Source organism: Kitasatospora sp. RG8, from assembly GCF_017813315.1.
In the GTDB taxonomy this organism is placed as follows: Bacteria; Actinomycetota; Actinomycetes; order Streptomycetales; family Streptomycetaceae; genus Kitasatospora.
Genome location: NZ_JAGIYX010000013.1, coordinates 1 through 15,065, shown reverse-complemented (window position 1 = coordinate 15,065; position 15,065 = coordinate 1). Strand labels below are relative to the sequence as shown.

Here is a 15,065-nt window from a genome sequence, read left to right as displayed (position 1 = left end):
GTTCGCATGGCCGGATGACCGCCCGCACCAACCGCACCGAACCGGGGCCGGCCACCGGAGCCCTCGTCACCTCCCGCCCGCTGGACGAGTACTGCGGACTCTTCGGCCTGACCCGCGCCCAGCTCGCCGCCCTCCCCGGGCCGCTGCTCGACTGCCCCGGCGGAGCGGCCGGCCTGGCCGCCGAGGCACGCGCACTGGGCTGCCACGTGATCGCCGCCGACCCGGCGTACGCGTGGCCCGTCCCCGAGATCGAGGCCGGCGCACTGGCCGCCCGGGCGACGATGGCCGCCGCGCTGCACGCCCGCCCCGAGCTGTACCCCGCGCCCTACTTCCACCCGAACGACCGCTACCTGCGCAGCTGGGACCGGGCCCGCCGGCTGTTCGCCGCCGACACCGCCGCCCACCCGCAGCAGTACGTGGCCGCCGCACTGCCCCGGCTGCCGTTCGCCGACGGCACCTTCGCGCTCACCCTCAGCGGGTACCTGATCTTCGCCTACCCCGAGCTGTTCGGCCCCGACCGGCAGGTGGCCGCGCTGGCCGAGCTGGTCCGGGTGACCGACCCGGACGGCGAGGTCCGGGTCCACCCCCTGTGCGACGGCGCCGGCCGCCACTGCCCCCACCTCGACGGGGTGCGGCACGCGCTCGGCGAGCGCCGGATCGCCAGCGAGGTCCGCCGCCTGCCGGCCGGTGGCGCGGGGCGTCCGGGGCGCGTCCTGGTCCTCCGGGCCGCCGACCGCCGCCGCCGGGCCGCCGCCGGTTGACGGTCACCCGCCGGTCCGGAGGCTCCGGGGCCGGGGCCGGGGCCGGGCGGTCGGAGGTCGGGCGGGTCTAGGCGGGCGGTTGCGGCTGCGCCTCGCCGGCCGGCCCGGCCTGCTGCGGGAGGACGACCGGTGCAGGGGCGACCGGCACGGGGGCGTCCGGCACGGGGGCGACCTGCGTAGGGGCTTCTGGCGCAGGGACGGCCGGTGCCTCCAGCCGGGACAGTATCTTCTCCGCCAGCCAGCTCCGGTCCGAGCCGTACGGGATGCCGTCCGGCGCCATCAGCCGCCCGGCCACCGCCTCGCGCAGCCGCTGAGCCTCGGCGGCCGGCAGGCGGGAGAGCAGGCCGCGGGCGGCCAGCAGCGCGTGGTACTGCTCGAAGCCCGAGCGCGGCTGCTCGATCGCGTCCAGCAGGCTGGACAGGTCGGCCAGCGACGGGTCGCCCTGCATCAGTGCCAGCGCCTGGATCCGCCGGCCCTCGGAACCGTCCGCGAACAGCTCGCGCACCTGCTGCGCGGTCAGCGCCGAGCGCCGCGCCGTCGAGCGGACCTCGGCCACCACGCCCTCCGGCCCGGCCACCGCGCTCGGCGGCAGCTGGCCGGCCAGCTGCTCGGGCCGCTCCGCGCTGTTGCCCAGCAGCCCCAGGTGCTGCATCGCCCGTACCCGGAAGTCGTCCGCGCCCACCTTGTCGCCCTTGCGGTCGCGGTCCTGCCCGGCCAGGAAGAGGTCCAGTGCCTGGTCCGCGTCCGAGAGCACCTGCGGCAGCGTCAGCCGGGTCACCAGCCACCCGGCCAGGAAGCCGGACACCAGGAAGTAGAGGACGAGCGCGACCGCGAACGGCACCGCGCCCTCGTCGCCGCCCAGCGCGGGCGCCAGTGCGGTGCCGAGCCGGTGCAGCCGCTCGCCGAGCGAGCCGAGCTGGGTCAGTCCGACGCCCAGCAGCACCTTGGTCAGCCAGTCCGAGACCTGCTCCAGATTGGTGTTCGGCGCGTACGAGCCGTGCGGCTCACCGTTCGGGCCGGCCCCGCCGCGTACCCGGGGCACCCCGAACAGGAACCCCAGCGCACCGCCCAGCACCACCGACGCCCCGGCCACCACCAGGCCGCCGCCCAGCGCCTGCCAGGCGTGCTCGCGGCCCAGCGAGAAGAGCAGCAGCCCGAGCACCCCCACCCCGGGCAGCACTCCGGCCGCAGTCCGCTGCGCCGTACGTCCGGCCGCGCTCCCCGCCCGCCGGGTCGTCCTCGCCATCGCCTACCCCCTGTGCCCGTCCGGCTCCGCTCCGGAATCCGGGCCGAGCCTAGTGCCCCCGGAACCCGGCCGGAACGCCCCGGCCGCCCCCGCCGGACCCGGCGGGAACGCAGACGGCCCGTGGGCTGCTCCTCCGCGCCGGCCCTGTGAGGGGCCGGGCGCCGAGGCACCGGGGATGTACCGGTGAGCCCACGGGCCGGGTGACTGCTTGGGATTTCGCCTGCCGGAGGCCTAGGACCTCGCCCTGCGCAGGCAGGGGCGGCTCTAGCGAGCAGCCACCTCACACATCCTGACGGTACTCAACCAGGATCACCTCCTTTCAGTGTGCCGCCACTGTAGGCAGCTCCCCCGAAGGAGGGCAACGGATTATTTCGAGGAACGGACCCGCACATGCGAAAGGCCCGGAGGACGAGTCCTCCGGGCCTTTCGTGCTACTGAGTAGCGGGGACAGGATTTGAACCTGCGACCTCTGGGTTATGAGCCCAGCGAGCTACCGAGCTGCTCCACCCCGCGTCGGTGAACCCAACAATACGGGGAAGTCACGCGGATGGGAAATCCGTTCCCCGGCGGGCCTGCTCCGGTGCCTTCGTCCGGCGGGTTCCGTGGCGTGCGGTGCGGGCCCTGGCCCAGGCGGCGAAGCAGACCAGGGCGGCGAAGCAGGGCACCATCAGGACGGCGTAGACCAGCAGGAAGCCGTGGGTGCCGAGGTCGGCGGCGGCGTTCCAGGTGCCGTGCAGGGCCATCGAGAGGAGCAGTCCGGCGGGGGCGGCCAGCCGGGCCAGCCAGCGGCGGCCGGTGGTGAGGGTGACGGCCAGGCCCAGCCCGGTCAGCGCGGTGAAGAGCGGGTGGGCGAAGGGGGAGAGCAGGCCGCGCAGGACGAAGGTCTGCACGGTGCTGTCGAAGTCCCGCAGGCTGGGTTCTGCCCCGAGGCCGATGCTGTCCAGCCGCTGCTGCTGGTCGTCGGTGAAGGCGCGCCCCAGGTAGAGCGCGTTCTCGGTGAAGGCGAACCCGCAGGCGGTGATCCCGCCGAGGACCACGCCGGCGGCCAGCGTGCGCGGCCGCGCACGGGCGCGCGGGCGGTCGTGCGTCAGCGGGTACGGGCGCAGGTACGGCAGCGGGCGCAGGTAGGGGCGCAGCCGTCCGCGGGCGTGCGGCAGGGCGGGCCGCCTGCCGTACCGGCGGGGCGGCCGGGGGCCGGGGAGCCGGTGCAGGACGGTCGCGCAGGGGCGGTCGGTGCGGTGGCCGCGACATCGCAGCCGCTGGCCGAGCGGGAGCAGCAGGACGAGCAGCGCGGCGCCCTTGGCGCTCTCCTCGATCACCGGGGTGACCAGGTCGGCGCCCAGCATCTCGCCGAGTCCGCCCTGGTGGGCGGTCAGGTAGGTGCTGGTCCAGCCGTTGGCGAGGATGGCGACGGTGGTCGCCGCGAAGGCGCCCCAGCCGAGGCAGAACACGGTGTGCCGCAGCGGCACCCGGGCGGTCTGGTTGAGCCAGGCGAGGCCGCCGAGCACGAAGGGCAGCGGGACCATCGCGAGGCCGAGGCCGACCAGCAGCCCGGTGGTGCCGGTCTGGCGGCGGACCAGGTGGAGGATCAGGACACCGCAGCCGGCCAGGGTCAGGACGGCGGTCGCGGTGACGGAGGAGAGCGCGACCGGGCGGGCGGGGCGCGGTGGCCGGGGCGGCACGGCCGCGGACGGCACGGGGACGGACGGTACGCGGACGGGCGGCGGCCAGGGCACGATCCGGTGGGCCCGGCGCCTCCGGGGCCCCGGGATGGTGCGGGTGCCGGCGGTGCGCGTGGGCACCTCTCGGTCGTCGGCGGTGGCCCGGACGGTGGTCCGGAAGCCGCCGCCGGACGGGCTGCTCACCCGGCACAGGGTAGGCCAAGGCACCGGCCCCACGGGAGGACTCGGGACGAATCCCCCCGCCCGGGCCGGGCCGGTCCGGGCCGTACGGGCTCCGCGGGGCCGCCGGGTCGAACGCCCGGCGGCGGCTCAGCGGCGGCGGAACAGCAGGTCGTGCACCACGTGGCCCTTGGCGATGCCGGCCCGTTCGAACTTGGTGACCGGCCGCCAGTCCGGCCGCGGTGCGTAGCCGGGGATGCTGCCGTCCGGGTGGTCGGCGGGCTCCAGCCAGCCGGTCCCGTCACCCTCGGGGTGCAGGTTCTCCAGCTCGGGAGAGGCGGAGAGCACCTCCAGCATCTGCTCGGCGTACGGCTCCCAGTCGGTGGCGCAGTGCACCAGGGCGCCGGGGGCCAGCCGGGGCAGCACCAGCTCCAGGAAGGACGGCTGGACCAGCCGGCGCTTGTGGTGCTTGGGCTTGGGCCACGGGTCGGCGAAGTAGACCCGCAGGCCGGCCAGCGAGGCGTCGGGGAGCATGTCGCGCAGCAGGATCACGGCGTCGCCGGCGGCGAGCCGGACGTTCTTCGAGCCGTCGCGCTCCAGCATGCCGAGCAGGTTGCCGTGGCCGGGGGTGTGGACGTCGGCGGCGAGGATGCCGGTCGCCGGGTCGGCGGCGGCCATCGCGGCGGTGGTCTCGCCCATGCCGAAGCCGATCTCCAGGGTGACCGGGAGGTCGCCGAAGAGCTCGCGCAGGTCCAGCGGGCTGCCGTCGATCGCGATGCCGTACTTCTCCCAGCCCCGGTCCAGCGCGCCCGCCTGGGCGTTGGTCATCCGGCCCCGGCGCGGCTGGAAGCTGCGGATGCGCCGCTCGCTGTGCTGGGCCTCGGTGGCCCGGTGCGGGTACATCGGCGCGGGGTAGCCGGCCGGCGCGGCGGAGAGCCGGGCGGAGGGCGATTGCTGGGGGATCGGGGCGGTGGCAGTCACAATCACCCGAGTCTACGGGGCCGCCGTGCACGGGCCGCAGGGCCTGTGACGCACGCGACGCGCCCGGCGCACCGCACGTACCGGGCGGACCGCGGGTGCGACGGGGCGCCGGGTGCGGTCACCCGCCCGCCTCCAGCGCGGCCAGCGCCCGGCGGGCCACCTCGCGGCCGATCGGGAGCGAGGCGGTCGCCGCGGGGGAGGGCGCGTTCAGCACGTGCACCAGGCGGCGGGTGGAGCGCGGGTCCTCCGGGTCGAACCCGGCGAAGGCGAAGTCGTCCAGCAGCGAGCCGTCCCGGCCGACCGCCTGGGCCCGCACCCCGGCGGTGGCCGGCACCAGGTCCTCGGCCGTGACGGCGGGCAGCAGGCGCCGGACGGCGGTGGTGAACGCCCGCTTGGAGAGCGAACGGTGCAGCTCGCCGAGCTCGTACCGCCAGTGCCGGCGGGCGATCTGCCAGGTGCCGGGGAAGGCGAGCGTCCCGGCCAGGTCGCGGGGGCGCACGGTGCGCCAGTCGTAGCCCTCGCGGGCCAGTGCGGGCACCGCGTTCGGGCCGACGTGCACGTCGCCGTGGATGCCCCGGGTCAGGTGCACGCCGAGGAAGGGGAACGCCGGGTCGGGTACCGGGTAGACCAGGCCGCGGACCAGCTCCCGGCGGTCCTTGGCCAGTTCGTAGTACTCGCCGCGGAACGGCACGATCCGCACGCCGGGGTCGTCGCCGGCCAGCCGGGCGATCCGGTCGCTGTGCAGGCCCGCGCAGTTCACCAGGACCTGGCAGCGCAGCTCCCCGGCGGAGGTCTGCACCGTCACCCCGTCGGCCCGGCGGGCGACCGCCCGCAGCTCCGTCCCGGTCCGCAGCTCCGCCCCGGCCTCGCGGGCCAGCCGGGCGTAGGTGCCGGCCACGGCGGGGAAGTCGCAGATCCCGGTGGTTCCGACGTGCAGCCCGGCGATGCCGGTGACCTGCGGCTCGTACCGGGCGATCCCGGTGCGGTCCAGCTCGGTGACGGGGATGCCGTTCTCCCGGCCGCGCTCGGCCAGCGCGCGCAGCCGCGGCAGTTCGGCCTGGCCGGTCGCCACGATCAGCTTGCCGGTCACCTCGTGCGGGATGTCGTGGGTGCGGCAGAACCCGACCATCTCGGCGGCGCCCGCGACGGCGTACCGGGCCTTGAGCGAGCCCGGCCGGTAGTAGACGCCGCTGTGGATGACCCCGCTGTTGCGGCCGGTCTGGTGCGCCGCGAAGCCGGCCTCCTTCTCCAGCACCGCCAGCCGCAGCCCCGGCCGCTCCCGGGTCAGGGCGTACGCCGTGGACAGCCCGACGATTCCCCCGCCCACCACCAGCACGTCGACGTCGTACGCCACCGCTCGCTCCTCGCTCCGCCCCGGCACGGCCCGCCGCCGATGCTGCCACGGCGGGCCGTGCCGGTCGAGGGGGCCTCAGCGGCCCTTCGGCTCCAGCCACGGCCAGGCCGCGTCCCGGCGCGATTCGAGCAGGGGGATCAGCCGGAACGCGGCGTCGTTCAGCCCGCCGAAGGTGTGCCGGTTCGCCGAGCCGCTCGGGCCGTGGCCGGTGGCGTAGCCGGCCAGGTTCCAGGTGTAGACGGGGACGTCGGCCGGCACGGCGGCCAGCGGGTCGCCGCCGCTCCAGTGGCCCGGACCGGTCTGCTCGTCGGTGACGATGACGACCCGGTCGTGTCCGCGGTAGTGGGTGCGGACGGCCGTGGTGGTGTCGGTGCCGCCGAGGTTGCCGAAGCGCCCCAGGACGCGCAGCACCGCCTCCCCCCTGCCCACCTCGACGACCCGGCTGGTGGAGCCGAACTCGACCAGGTCGGCGTCGGCCGCCCGGACCTTCAGCGCGGTTCCGAAGATCGCCGCCGAGTCGGCCCGGTTGAGCTGGGTCTGTGCGCTCGGCCGGTCGAACATCGAGCCCGAGCGGTCGACCAGGACCAGCGTCCGGCCGGGGAGCGAGGGCACGTTGGCGAGCGAGTGGGAGAGCGCGGTCTCCAGTGCGTGCCCCCAGCGCAGCGACGGCGCGTGCCGGTGGGCGGCGAGGTAGCGGAACGGGAACTGGCGGGAGCGCTGCACCTCCTCCCGGTCGCTGATCCGCCGGGCGACCTCGGCCGCGACCTCGTCCGGGACGCCGGCCTGGTCGAAGTTGCGCAGGTTGCGCACCAGCGCCATCGGGCCCATGGACGGGATGACCGCCGCCCAGACGGCCGCGTCCAACGGTCCCTGGAGCCATCCGGCCAGCGCCTCCCAGGTCAGCCCGGCCGCGGCGAGCCGCTCGGCGCCGCCCTCGGCGGTGACCGCCGCCCGCCGCTCCTCGACGGGCAGTGCGAGCAGTTCGCGGTTGGCGGTGAGCAGCCGGTCGGCGGCGGGCGGGACGGCCTCCTCCGGCCGGTGCCGGCGGTCCAGGGCGTAGCGGAACAGCTCGCCCTGCCACGGCTTGGCCGGGTCGGGCGAGGGGTGGGTCAGCTCCAGCACGTCCCCGAAGCGGTAACCCTTGGACGCGGTGTCGTACTTGAGCAGCGAGCGGCCGTGGTAGAGCCGGCGGACGGCGTCGGCGGTGCCGCGCTTGAGCGGCTTGGGCAGCGCGCGGCCGTAGCGGGACGTCCAGTAGGCGAGCAGCTCGCCGGGTTCGTCCGCGCGCTGGAGCACCGCGTCGACGGCCTGCCGGGAGTGGCCGGGCGCCCCGGCGTCCAGCCGGGCCCGGGTGAACTCGGCGGCGCCGACCAGCGCCGCCGTGCGCAGGTGCGCGTCGGACCGCAGCCAGCGCAGCAGGCCGAGGGTCCACTCGGGGTCGGCGACGGCGAGTTCGCGCACCAGTGCGGTGTAGCGGTCGTCGCGGTCGCCGCCCGTCTCGTAACAGGTGTCCTGGCCGACCATGTTGGCCACCGCGAGCAGGAAGAGCTCGGACTTCGCGTCGCGGAGGAATCCGGTGCCGCCGTTGTGGTTGGCGGCGCGCCGCCCGGTGGTGGTCACGGGCGAGCCCGGACTCGGCCTGGCCGTGCGGACGTTGAAACGCGACATGGTGGAATCCCCCTGCTGACTGGTCGGACGTGCAGGAGGCATGGCAAAGGAAGGGGTGCCCGAGATCGTGCCGGCCCGGCGGCCGGCCTCGGCGGAGGTGTATGCCTTGTGCTCTACCGGATTGAGCTAGCAGCTGCGCTCGCGCACGGCACGCCCGGGATTCGAACCCGGAACCGCAAGATCCGAAGTAACCCCCGCCTGCGCACCGGGCACCCCGGCGCTCTGCCTCCCGAGATCAAAGGTGACGGCGGTTCGGTTTTCCGATTCAACGTGCCCCGCCGGGGCACTCCACGAAGTAACCGCTGTCATCGCACCGGGAGGTGCGGAAAACCTATTCACCTGTGGGTGTCCAGAGTTCCGAAGCGGCTGGGGTAACAAGCTGCTCTACCAACTGAGCTACACCGGCCGAAGCCGATGGCGGGACTCGAACCCGCGACACGCTCCATGGAAAGGAAGTAACCCCTGCCTGCGCACCTGGACGTGAGAGACCATAGCCGGGCCTCTCGCGCCGGTGCATCCGAATTACCGCAGGCGTCCCGCTCAGGCCGGGGCGACGATCACCGCGCGCGCCCGTTCCGTCAACTCCCTCACCCGGCGCTCCCCCTGGAAGGGTTCGAGGCGGCGGAGCATCTCCACCACGTACTCGCGGCTGCGCTGGGAGGAGATCCGGCCGGCCACCTCGACGGCGCGCTCGCCGGCCGCGACCGCCGCGTCCAGGTTCCCCGCCTCGGCCTCGGCCATCGCGGAGACGACCAGCCGCAGCCCGTGCGAGCGGACGTAGCCCTCGGTGGGGCGGGCCAGTGCCTCGCGGGTGAACTGGCGGACCTTGGAGGGCACCCCGAGGTCGCGGAAGCACTCGGCGGCGTCGGCGGCGAGCCGGTCGTAGGCGTAGAAGTCGATCCACGCCGGATCGGGGTCCCCGGCGCGTGCCCGTTCGAGTGCGCTCTCCGCCGCGCCGAGCGCCGTCGCGCACGCTGCCGCGTTGCGGGCCTTGGCCTGGGCCCGCGCCTCGACCAGGTGGAAGAAGCTCATGGTGCGGGCGGTGGCCAGGCCCCGGTTGCGCTCCAGGGCGGCCTGGGCGAGGTCGACCGCCTCCTCGGCGAAGCCCCGGTAGCCGGCCTGCAGGCTCATCGAGGCCAGCACGTAGCCGCCGAGCGGCACGTCGGCGGCGGCCCGGGCCAGTCGCAGCGCCTGGATGTAGTAGCGCTGGGCGGCCTCGTGCTGGCCGGTGTCGAACGCCATCCACCCGGCCAGCCGGGTGAGTTCGGCGGTGGCGCCGAACAGCGCCCGGCCGACCGCGTCGCTGTACGAGGCCAGCAGCAGCGGCGCCGCCTCCACCCGCAGGCACTCCGGCACCATCGACGAACGCCAGTCCCCGCCGCCGTACTTGGAGTCCCAGCGGCGGGCCTCCTGGGCGGCCTCGCGGAGCTTGGCGGCGTCCGAGTGGCCCACCCGGTAGGAGCCCGCGTCGGCGGGCGTGCGCGCCGCCTCGCGGGCCACCGAACCGTCCGCGGGGGTGATCAGCCAGCGGGAGACGGGGGTCGCGTACGCGGCGACCGAGAAGGTGCCGGCCAGGCTGTCGCTCCAGCGGCCGCCGCCGGGGCCGCGCCGCAGGTCGAGGTCGATCCGCCAGAGGTCGGTGGCCGAGCGGACCGCCTCGGAGACCTCGCGCGGGAAGGCCAGGCCGAGCTCGGGCGCCGGGTCGGTGTCGCCGAGTCCGATCTCCTCCAGCGGCACCGGCCGGCCGAGCTTGCCGCCGATCGCGGTGGCGATCAGGTGCGGGACGGGGCCCTGCGGGACCATGCCCTTGCTGACCCAGCGGGCCACCGAGGTCTTGTCGTAGCGCAGCGTCAGTCCGCGTTGGGCGCCGAGGTCGTTGACCCGGCGGGCCAGGCCGGCGTTGCTGATCTGCGCGAGGGTCAGGAGCGTGCCGAGCCGTTCGTTCGGTCCTCGTGGGCTGACGGTCATGGTGGCGGCGGCACCTCCTGCGGCCTTGTGCGCGGGGCCCGGGCGGCACCGGGCCGTAGCTGCTGTACCTAGAGTAGTCGGACGCGTTCCGAGGGTTAAGAGGCCGCATTCCGGATGGCGGGATCGCGCACCCGGCGGCGGTCGGCCGGTGCACCGGCGGGCGGCGCGGCGGGGTTGGTCCGGACCGCTCGGAACCGGCCGCCGGTGGTCGGTCCGGCCGCGCGCCGGAGCGTTGTGCTCCGGTCCCGTGTCGATGTGCGCCCGGCCGTGCCCCCTGGCCCGACCGGCGGGTCGGCGATTCGCTGGTGGTCGTGGGTCGGCCCGCCGTCGAGGACCCGGCGGGCCGGGGGATGCCGCCGTCTCAATCCCCGCGGACGGCGGCGGAGTCCGGGAGGGCATGCGGATGCCCTCCCGGGCCGAACGACGCCTTTCGGCCATCTCGCGATGGCCATGACAGGCGGTCGCGAGGGCGGTCCGGGCCAGGGAGGGGGAGGCCCGGCCCGCCCGGCGGGAGCCGCGGCGCCACCGGGCACCGCCGCCCCGGCGGCCGGCCGGTGCGGCCCGGCGCCGCGAAATCGGAAACGCCAACTCCGGTCACGGCGCGGCGAACCGGTGGCACGATGTCTCCTGACGGCGCGCCGGATCCGCGGTGGGCGGCCGCCGCGGCGCGCCACGGGCTGGCACGGGGCTGCCCGGCGGCGGAGGCGCCGCACGGCGGCAGGTCCTCGTCCGGTGGAGGCGCGATGCGGTGGCTGACGGGCTGGAGCACGGGCACGGCCCGGCCGGGCACCCCGGCGCACGAGGCGCCCGGCACGGTGGCACCGATCGCCGCGCGCGCCCTCTGGACCGGCCCCAACCCGCTCTGGGCGGTCGGCGACTGGCGGCCCGAGGAGATCCGCCTCGCCACCATCCGCCCCGGCGCCCCCGCCACCGTCACCACCGGCCCGGCCGGCCCCGACCCCGCCGAGGACACCCCCGCCACCACCCGGCTCGCCGTCCTCGGTCACTGCGGGGCCTCCGACGCCGAACTGGCCGCCGGCCTGGCCGCCGCCCGCGGCGGCGCCGTCCGCCACCTCACCGCCTGGCCCGGCAGCTACACCGTCGTGCTGCGCACCGGCACCCGTTCCACCGTGCTGCTCACCGACCTGGCCGGCGCCCAGCCCGTCTTCCACACCCCCTGGGCCGGCGGCACCGCGTACGCCACTGCCGCCCTCCCGCTCGCCGACCTGATCGGCGCGCCCCTCGACACCGGCCACCTCGCCGCCCGGCTGGCCTGCCCCGAGTCCCCGGAGGCACTCGGTACCGGCACCCCCTACCTCGGCGTCCAGCAGGTGCCGCCCGGCCACGCGCTGGCGATCAGGGGCGGCCGCCCCTACCTCTCGGCGTACGACGAGCCGGCCGGCGCGGCGCGGCAGCGCGTCGAGGCGCCCGCCGTCCGGGAACTCACCCGCGCCCTGCTGGAGTCGGTCCGCTCCCGGGTCCGCACCCCCGCCCCCGGCTCCGCCGGCAACGGCCGGGCCCGGCTGGGCGTCGACCTCTCGTACGGAACGGCGTCCGCCACCGTCGCGCTGCTCGCCGCCGCCGTGCCGCTCGCCCCCGCGCCCGGTTCGGGCGTTCCCGTCCAGGGGGCGCCGGCGGCCGGGGGCGCCGGGGACGGGGCCGCCGCCAGGAGCGGGGCCGTGAAGGGCTCCTGGGCTCGCCCGGCCACGCGGCCGCCGTCCGCGCCCGAGCAACTGGCCGCCGTCACCCTCGACGAGACCGAGACGCCGGCCACCCTGGCGCTCGCCCCCGACCTTCCCCGGCTGCGGCACACCGTGCTCGCCCCCGGGCCCGGCACCCTCCCGTACGCGGACCTGCGGGCCGACCCTCAGGCGGGCCGGCTCACCGACGAACCCGGCCCCGAGCTGGTCGCCGCCGTCCGTGCGGAGGCCCGCTTCGATGCCGGCGGCACCGACCACCTCACCGGCTACGGCGCCCGTCAGGTCCTCGACGGGCACCCGGCCCGGCTCGCCGACCTGGTCCGGGCCGGCCGCCCGCGCGAGCTGCTGCCCCCGGTCGCCGCGCTGGCCGGCGCCGACCGGGCCGCCGTCGGCGTCCTGGCCGGCGCGTTGCGCACCCCGCTCACCGTGGTCCGCGCCGCCCACCGGCTCTCCCGGATCCGCTACGCCGAGGCGCTCGACGACGCCGCGGTACGGCTGACGCTCCGCCACGTCCCGGACGGGGGCGGCACGGCGGGTGCGCGCTCGGCGGACGACCTGGCCTGGTGCGTCCCCGGCCCGGCGGCCCGCTGGCTCTCCGACGAGGCGCTGTCCGCCGTCGCCCTGCGGCTGCGGCTGGCGGCGCGCGAACCGGCGCCCGCCGAGCTGCCCGGCGCGCGACGGGCGCGGTACGCCCTGCACCGGCACGCGCGCGGGTTCCGCACCCTGGTGCACGCCGCCGAACAGCCCGGCCAGCGGCTGCACGCGCCGTTCCTGGACAACCAGGTGGTCCGCGCGGCCCGGCTGCTCCCCGACGACGTCCGGCTCCAGCCGGGCGCCCGGTCCGCCCTGCTGCACGCCGTCCTCACCGGGGCCGGTCGCACCGACCTTCCGTCCGACTGGGGCCGCGGCACCCGCCCCGACCGCACCGCCCCCGCCCGGGCCGGCCTGCGGCTCGCCGCCGACGGCCTCGCCGAACTGTTCGACGCCCCGCTGCTCGCCGAGGCCGGCCTGATCGACCTCGCCGCCGTCCGGGCCGGCCTGGCCCGCTCCGCCGACCCGTCCACCCCGCCGGCGCCGGGCACCCTGGCCGGGCTCGCCGAGCTGGTCGCCACCGAACTGTGGCTCCGTCGCATCCGCGCCCGCCGGCACGGCGCCTGCTGGACCGGCCTCCCGGTCGCCGAGCGCGCCGCCCTGGCCCCGGCCCGCTTCGCCTGACCCGCTTCGCCTGACCCGCGCCGGAGTCCGGCCGGGGCTCCGGCGCGGCACGTGGACCGGGTGGCCGGGACTCCGGCCGGGGTTCCGGCGCGGCACGCCCGTCCGGACGGGCCGGGCGGGCAATCATGGCGCCATTCCGACTCGCTCCCTCCGCCCTGCCCGTCCCGTCTCGCCCTGCCCGTCCCTGCCCGTCCGTCCCGTCCCGCCCCCGTGGAGGCCGTGGTGACCAGCGCCAGCCCGGATCCGTCCGTCCCCGTCGTCCTGTCGGTGCTCGGCCGGCCGCCGACGGGCCGCCCGCCGGGGGTGCTGGCGGCGTGCGACGGTTCGGACGGTTCGCTCTGGGCGCTGGACCGGGCGATGACCGAGGCCGAGCGGTTCGGCCTGCCGCTGTACGTGCTCGCGGTGGTCAACCCGGCGCCGGGCGGCTACCCGCCGGGGATGGCCGAGCTGGTGCAGGAGAGCGTCGAGACGCTGGTCGAGAGCATGGCGGACGGCCTGCGCCGCTCGGTGGCCGCGGTGCAGCGGGCCCGGACCCGCCGGTACGAGGGGGAGCTGTCGCTGCACGTGGTGCTCGGCAACGTGATCGAGGTGCTGCTGGCGGCGTCGGCCCGGCACCACACGCTGGTGATCGGCACCCGCGGCAACGGCGGCTTCACCCGGCTGCTGCTGGGATCGGTCACCTCGGCGGCGGTCCACCACGCGAGCTGCCCGGTCCTGGTCGTCCCCGCTCCGCCGGCCCCTTGAGTCGCCGCACCCCGTGTTGCCGGGAATGTCCCGAGATGCGCTGCCGGGAATGTCCCGAGATGGTTCATCGTTCACCTATCTCGGAACCATCCTCCCCACCCCCTGGAGAAACCCCGTCATGAAGGTCGAGATCTACTCCGACATCGCCTGCCCCTGGTGCTACATAGGCAAGCGCCGCTTCGAGGAGGCGCTGGACGGCTTCGCGGGCAAGGAGAACGTCGAGGTGGTCTACCAGCCGTACCAGCTGGTGCCGGACGCGCCCGCCACGGCGAGCCCGCACCGCGCCTGGCTGGCCGAGCGCTACGGCCCGCAGTCCGTCGCGATGGACGCCCGGGTGGCCGAGCTGGGCCTCGCCGAGGGCATCACCTACGACTTCGACGCGGCGCTGCACGCCAACACCTTCCTCGGCCACCGGCTGCTCCACCTGGCCGAGACCGAGTACGGCGCGGCCGTGCAGGGGCGGCTGAAGGAGGCGCTGCTCAAGGCGCACTTCACCGACGGCGTGGACGTCGGCGACCGCGCGGCGCTCACCGAGGTCGCCGTCGCGGCCGGCCTGGAGCGCGACCGGGTGGCGGCCTACCTGGCCGGTGACGAGGGCACCGCCGAGGTCCGTGCCCAGCTGGCCGAGGCCCGTGAGCTGGGCATCACCGCCGTGCCGACCTTCGTCTTCGAGGGCAAGTGGGCGGTCCAGGGCGGCCAGGAGGCCGAGACCTTCCGCAAGGTGCTGGAGCAGGTCGCCACCGAGATCGGCGAGCGCCGCCCGGTGCCGGTGCAGGTCGCCGCGGCCGGCGAGGCGTGCGCGGACGGCTCCTGCGCGATCTGACCCGCCCGCCCCTCACGGCAAGCCCCCCGAGGCCCGCTTCAGTCGCACCTGAAGCGGGCCTCGGCCCAGTCCGCGGCGTTCAGGGCCGACCAGACGCCGTGCGCGGGGGTGACCACCAGGCGGATCGACCGCTGCCCGCCCAGCGGCACGTGCACCGGCACCGCGTCGTCGCCCGTGGCCAGGACGGGCGACCTCCACAGCGTGCGGCCGTCGCCGCCCTGCACGGAGAAGACCACGCCGCCGGGTGAGGCGGTGATGTCGTCCACTCCCGCCAGCGCGTCGAAGGACGTGCAGCCGCGGTTGAGGTCGACCAGCGTGCCGGCGGGCGCGTGGACGGTGATGCCGTGCGCGTACCGGGTGCCGCCGATCGAGACGCTGTCCCGTTGCCAGAACCAGTCGCTGCCCTTCTGCCGGATGCTCGGGCCCGGCGGCGGCACCCGGTTGTTGCCGGGCTTGAGCACCGGCAGGTCGTCGGCCCAGAAGTCGGTCGGGGCGGGCGGCGTCGGCGTCGGCCTCGGCGTCGGTGGTGTCGGAGTCGGCACCGGCGGGAGCGTCGGGGTGGGCACCACGGGGACGTCCGGCGTGGGCACCGGCGGCACGACCGGCGTGGGCACCTCCGGGACGGGGGGCTTCGGGACGGGGGGTTTCGGCGGCTGCGGCCCGGGCGCCGGGCTGATGGCCGGCGCGGCCGGCGCCGCCGTCGTCGGCCGCGGGCTCGGCGCCGGCGGCGGCACTGCCTTGGGGGCCGGGGCGGGCGGGGCCTT

12 protein-coding genes and 2 tRNA genes are annotated in these 15,065 nt (G+C 76.5%); 5 read left to right on the top strand and 9 right to left on the bottom strand.

The features are described from left to right. Positions 1-14: 14 nt before the first annotated feature. Positions 15-761: a class I SAM-dependent methyltransferase gene (locus tag J5Y04_RS20265; RefSeq protein ID WP_209413497.1), complete on the top strand. Its 747-nt coding sequence runs from the start codon at positions 15-17 to the stop codon at positions 759-761. A gap of 67 nt (positions 762-828) precedes the next feature. On the opposite strand, the gene J5Y04_RS20260 is transcribed toward J5Y04_RS20265, so the two are convergent. From J5Y04_RS20260 to J5Y04_RS20225, 8 genes are all read right to left on the bottom strand, one after another. Then, positions 829-2,007, bottom strand: coding sequence for a hypothetical protein (locus J5Y04_RS20260; protein ID WP_209413496.1), 1,179 nt, complete (start codon positions 2,005-2,007; stop codon positions 829-831). A gap of 439 nt (positions 2,008-2,446) precedes the next feature. After that, positions 2,447-2,520, bottom strand: a tRNA-Met gene (locus J5Y04_RS20255). Positions 2,521-2,546: 26 nt separating this feature from the next. Beyond that, the gene (locus J5Y04_RS20250) at positions 2,547-3,872 is read right to left on the bottom strand and encodes a PrsW family intramembrane metalloprotease (RefSeq protein WP_209413495.1); all 1,326 of its coding nucleotides are present in this window, start codon (positions 3,870-3,872) and stop codon (positions 2,547-2,549) included. A gap of 126 nt (positions 3,873-3,998) precedes the next feature. Continuing rightward, positions 3,999-4,829, bottom strand: a complete 831-nt coding sequence (gene trmB / locus J5Y04_RS20245) for a tRNA (guanosine(46)-N7)-methyltransferase TrmB (protein WP_307853208.1) — start codon at positions 4,827-4,829, stop codon at positions 3,999-4,001. Positions 4,830-4,947: 118 nt separating this feature from the next. Continuing rightward, positions 4,948-6,183 carry an L-2-hydroxyglutarate oxidase gene (lhgO, locus tag J5Y04_RS20240; RefSeq protein WP_209413494.1) on the bottom strand — a complete coding sequence of 412 codons (1,236 nt, stop codon included), beginning with the start codon at positions 6,181-6,183 and terminating at the stop codon, positions 4,948-4,950. Between the two features lie 75 nt (positions 6,184-6,258). After that, positions 6,259-7,851, bottom strand: coding sequence for a TROVE domain-containing protein (locus J5Y04_RS20235; RefSeq protein ID WP_209413493.1), 1,593 nt, complete (start codon positions 7,849-7,851; stop codon positions 6,259-6,261). A 146-nt stretch (positions 7,852-7,997) separates the two neighbouring features. Beyond that, positions 7,998-8,126, bottom strand: a tRNA-OTHER gene (locus J5Y04_RS20230). A 265-nt stretch (positions 8,127-8,391) separates the two neighbouring features. Beyond that, on the bottom strand, positions 8,392-9,819 hold the full coding sequence (locus J5Y04_RS20225) for an MFS transporter (RefSeq protein WP_209413492.1): 1,428 nt from the start codon (positions 9,817-9,819) through the stop codon (positions 8,392-8,394). A 743-nt stretch (positions 9,820-10,562) separates the two neighbouring features. Between J5Y04_RS20225 and J5Y04_RS20220 the strand changes: the two genes are divergently transcribed. The 3 genes from J5Y04_RS20220 to J5Y04_RS20210 all read left to right on the top strand — a co-directional run bounded on the left by J5Y04_RS20220 (position 10,563) and on the right by J5Y04_RS20210 (position 14,301). Further along, positions 10,563-12,734, top strand: a complete 2,172-nt coding sequence (locus tag J5Y04_RS20220) for an asparagine synthase-related protein (RefSeq protein ID WP_209413491.1) — start codon at positions 10,563-10,565, stop codon at positions 12,732-12,734. A 222-nt stretch (positions 12,735-12,956) separates the two neighbouring features. Further along, on the top strand, positions 12,957-13,478 hold the full coding sequence (locus tag J5Y04_RS20215) for a universal stress protein (RefSeq protein WP_209413490.1): 522 nt from the start codon (positions 12,957-12,959) through the stop codon (positions 13,476-13,478). Between the two features lie 118 nt (positions 13,479-13,596). Continuing rightward, positions 13,597-14,301 carry a DsbA family oxidoreductase gene (locus tag J5Y04_RS20210; protein WP_209413489.1) on the top strand — a complete coding sequence of 235 codons (705 nt, stop codon included), beginning with the start codon at positions 13,597-13,599 and terminating at the stop codon, positions 14,299-14,301. 38 nt (positions 14,302-14,339) lie between these two features. Here J5Y04_RS20210 and J5Y04_RS20205 read toward each other — a convergent pair whose 3' ends face one another. Further along, positions 14,340-14,843: an NPCBM/NEW2 domain-containing protein gene (locus J5Y04_RS20205; protein WP_209413488.1), complete on the bottom strand. Its 504-nt coding sequence runs from the start codon at positions 14,841-14,843 to the stop codon at positions 14,340-14,342. A gap of 16 nt (positions 14,844-14,859) precedes the next feature. On the opposite strand from J5Y04_RS20205, the gene J5Y04_RS20200 reads away from it, so the two are divergent. Beyond that, positions 14,860-15,065, top strand: a 206-nt coding sequence (locus tag J5Y04_RS20200; protein WP_209413487.1) for a hypothetical protein, incomplete at its 3' end; no start/stop codon positions are given.

Coding starts and splice junctions, on each gene's coding strand:
- J5Y04_RS20265 (WP_209413497.1), top strand. CDS start 15: ATGACCGCCCGCACCAACCGCACCGAACCGGGGCCGGCCACCGGAGCC.
- J5Y04_RS20260 (WP_209413496.1), bottom strand. CDS start 2,007: ATGGCGAGGACGACCCGGCGGGCGGGGAGCGCGGCCGGACGTACGGCG.
- J5Y04_RS20235 (WP_209413493.1), bottom strand. CDS start 7,851: ATGTCGCGTTTCAACGTCCGCACGGCCAGGCCGAGTCCGGGCTCGCCC.
- J5Y04_RS20225 (WP_209413492.1), bottom strand. CDS start 9,819: ATGACCGTCAGCCCACGAGGACCGAACGAACGGCTCGGCACGCTCCTG.
- J5Y04_RS20220 (WP_209413491.1), top strand. CDS start 10,563: ATGCGGTGGCTGACGGGCTGGAGCACGGGCACGGCCCGGCCGGGCACC.
- J5Y04_RS20210 (WP_209413489.1), top strand. CDS start 13,597: ATGAAGGTCGAGATCTACTCCGACATCGCCTGCCCCTGGTGCTACATA.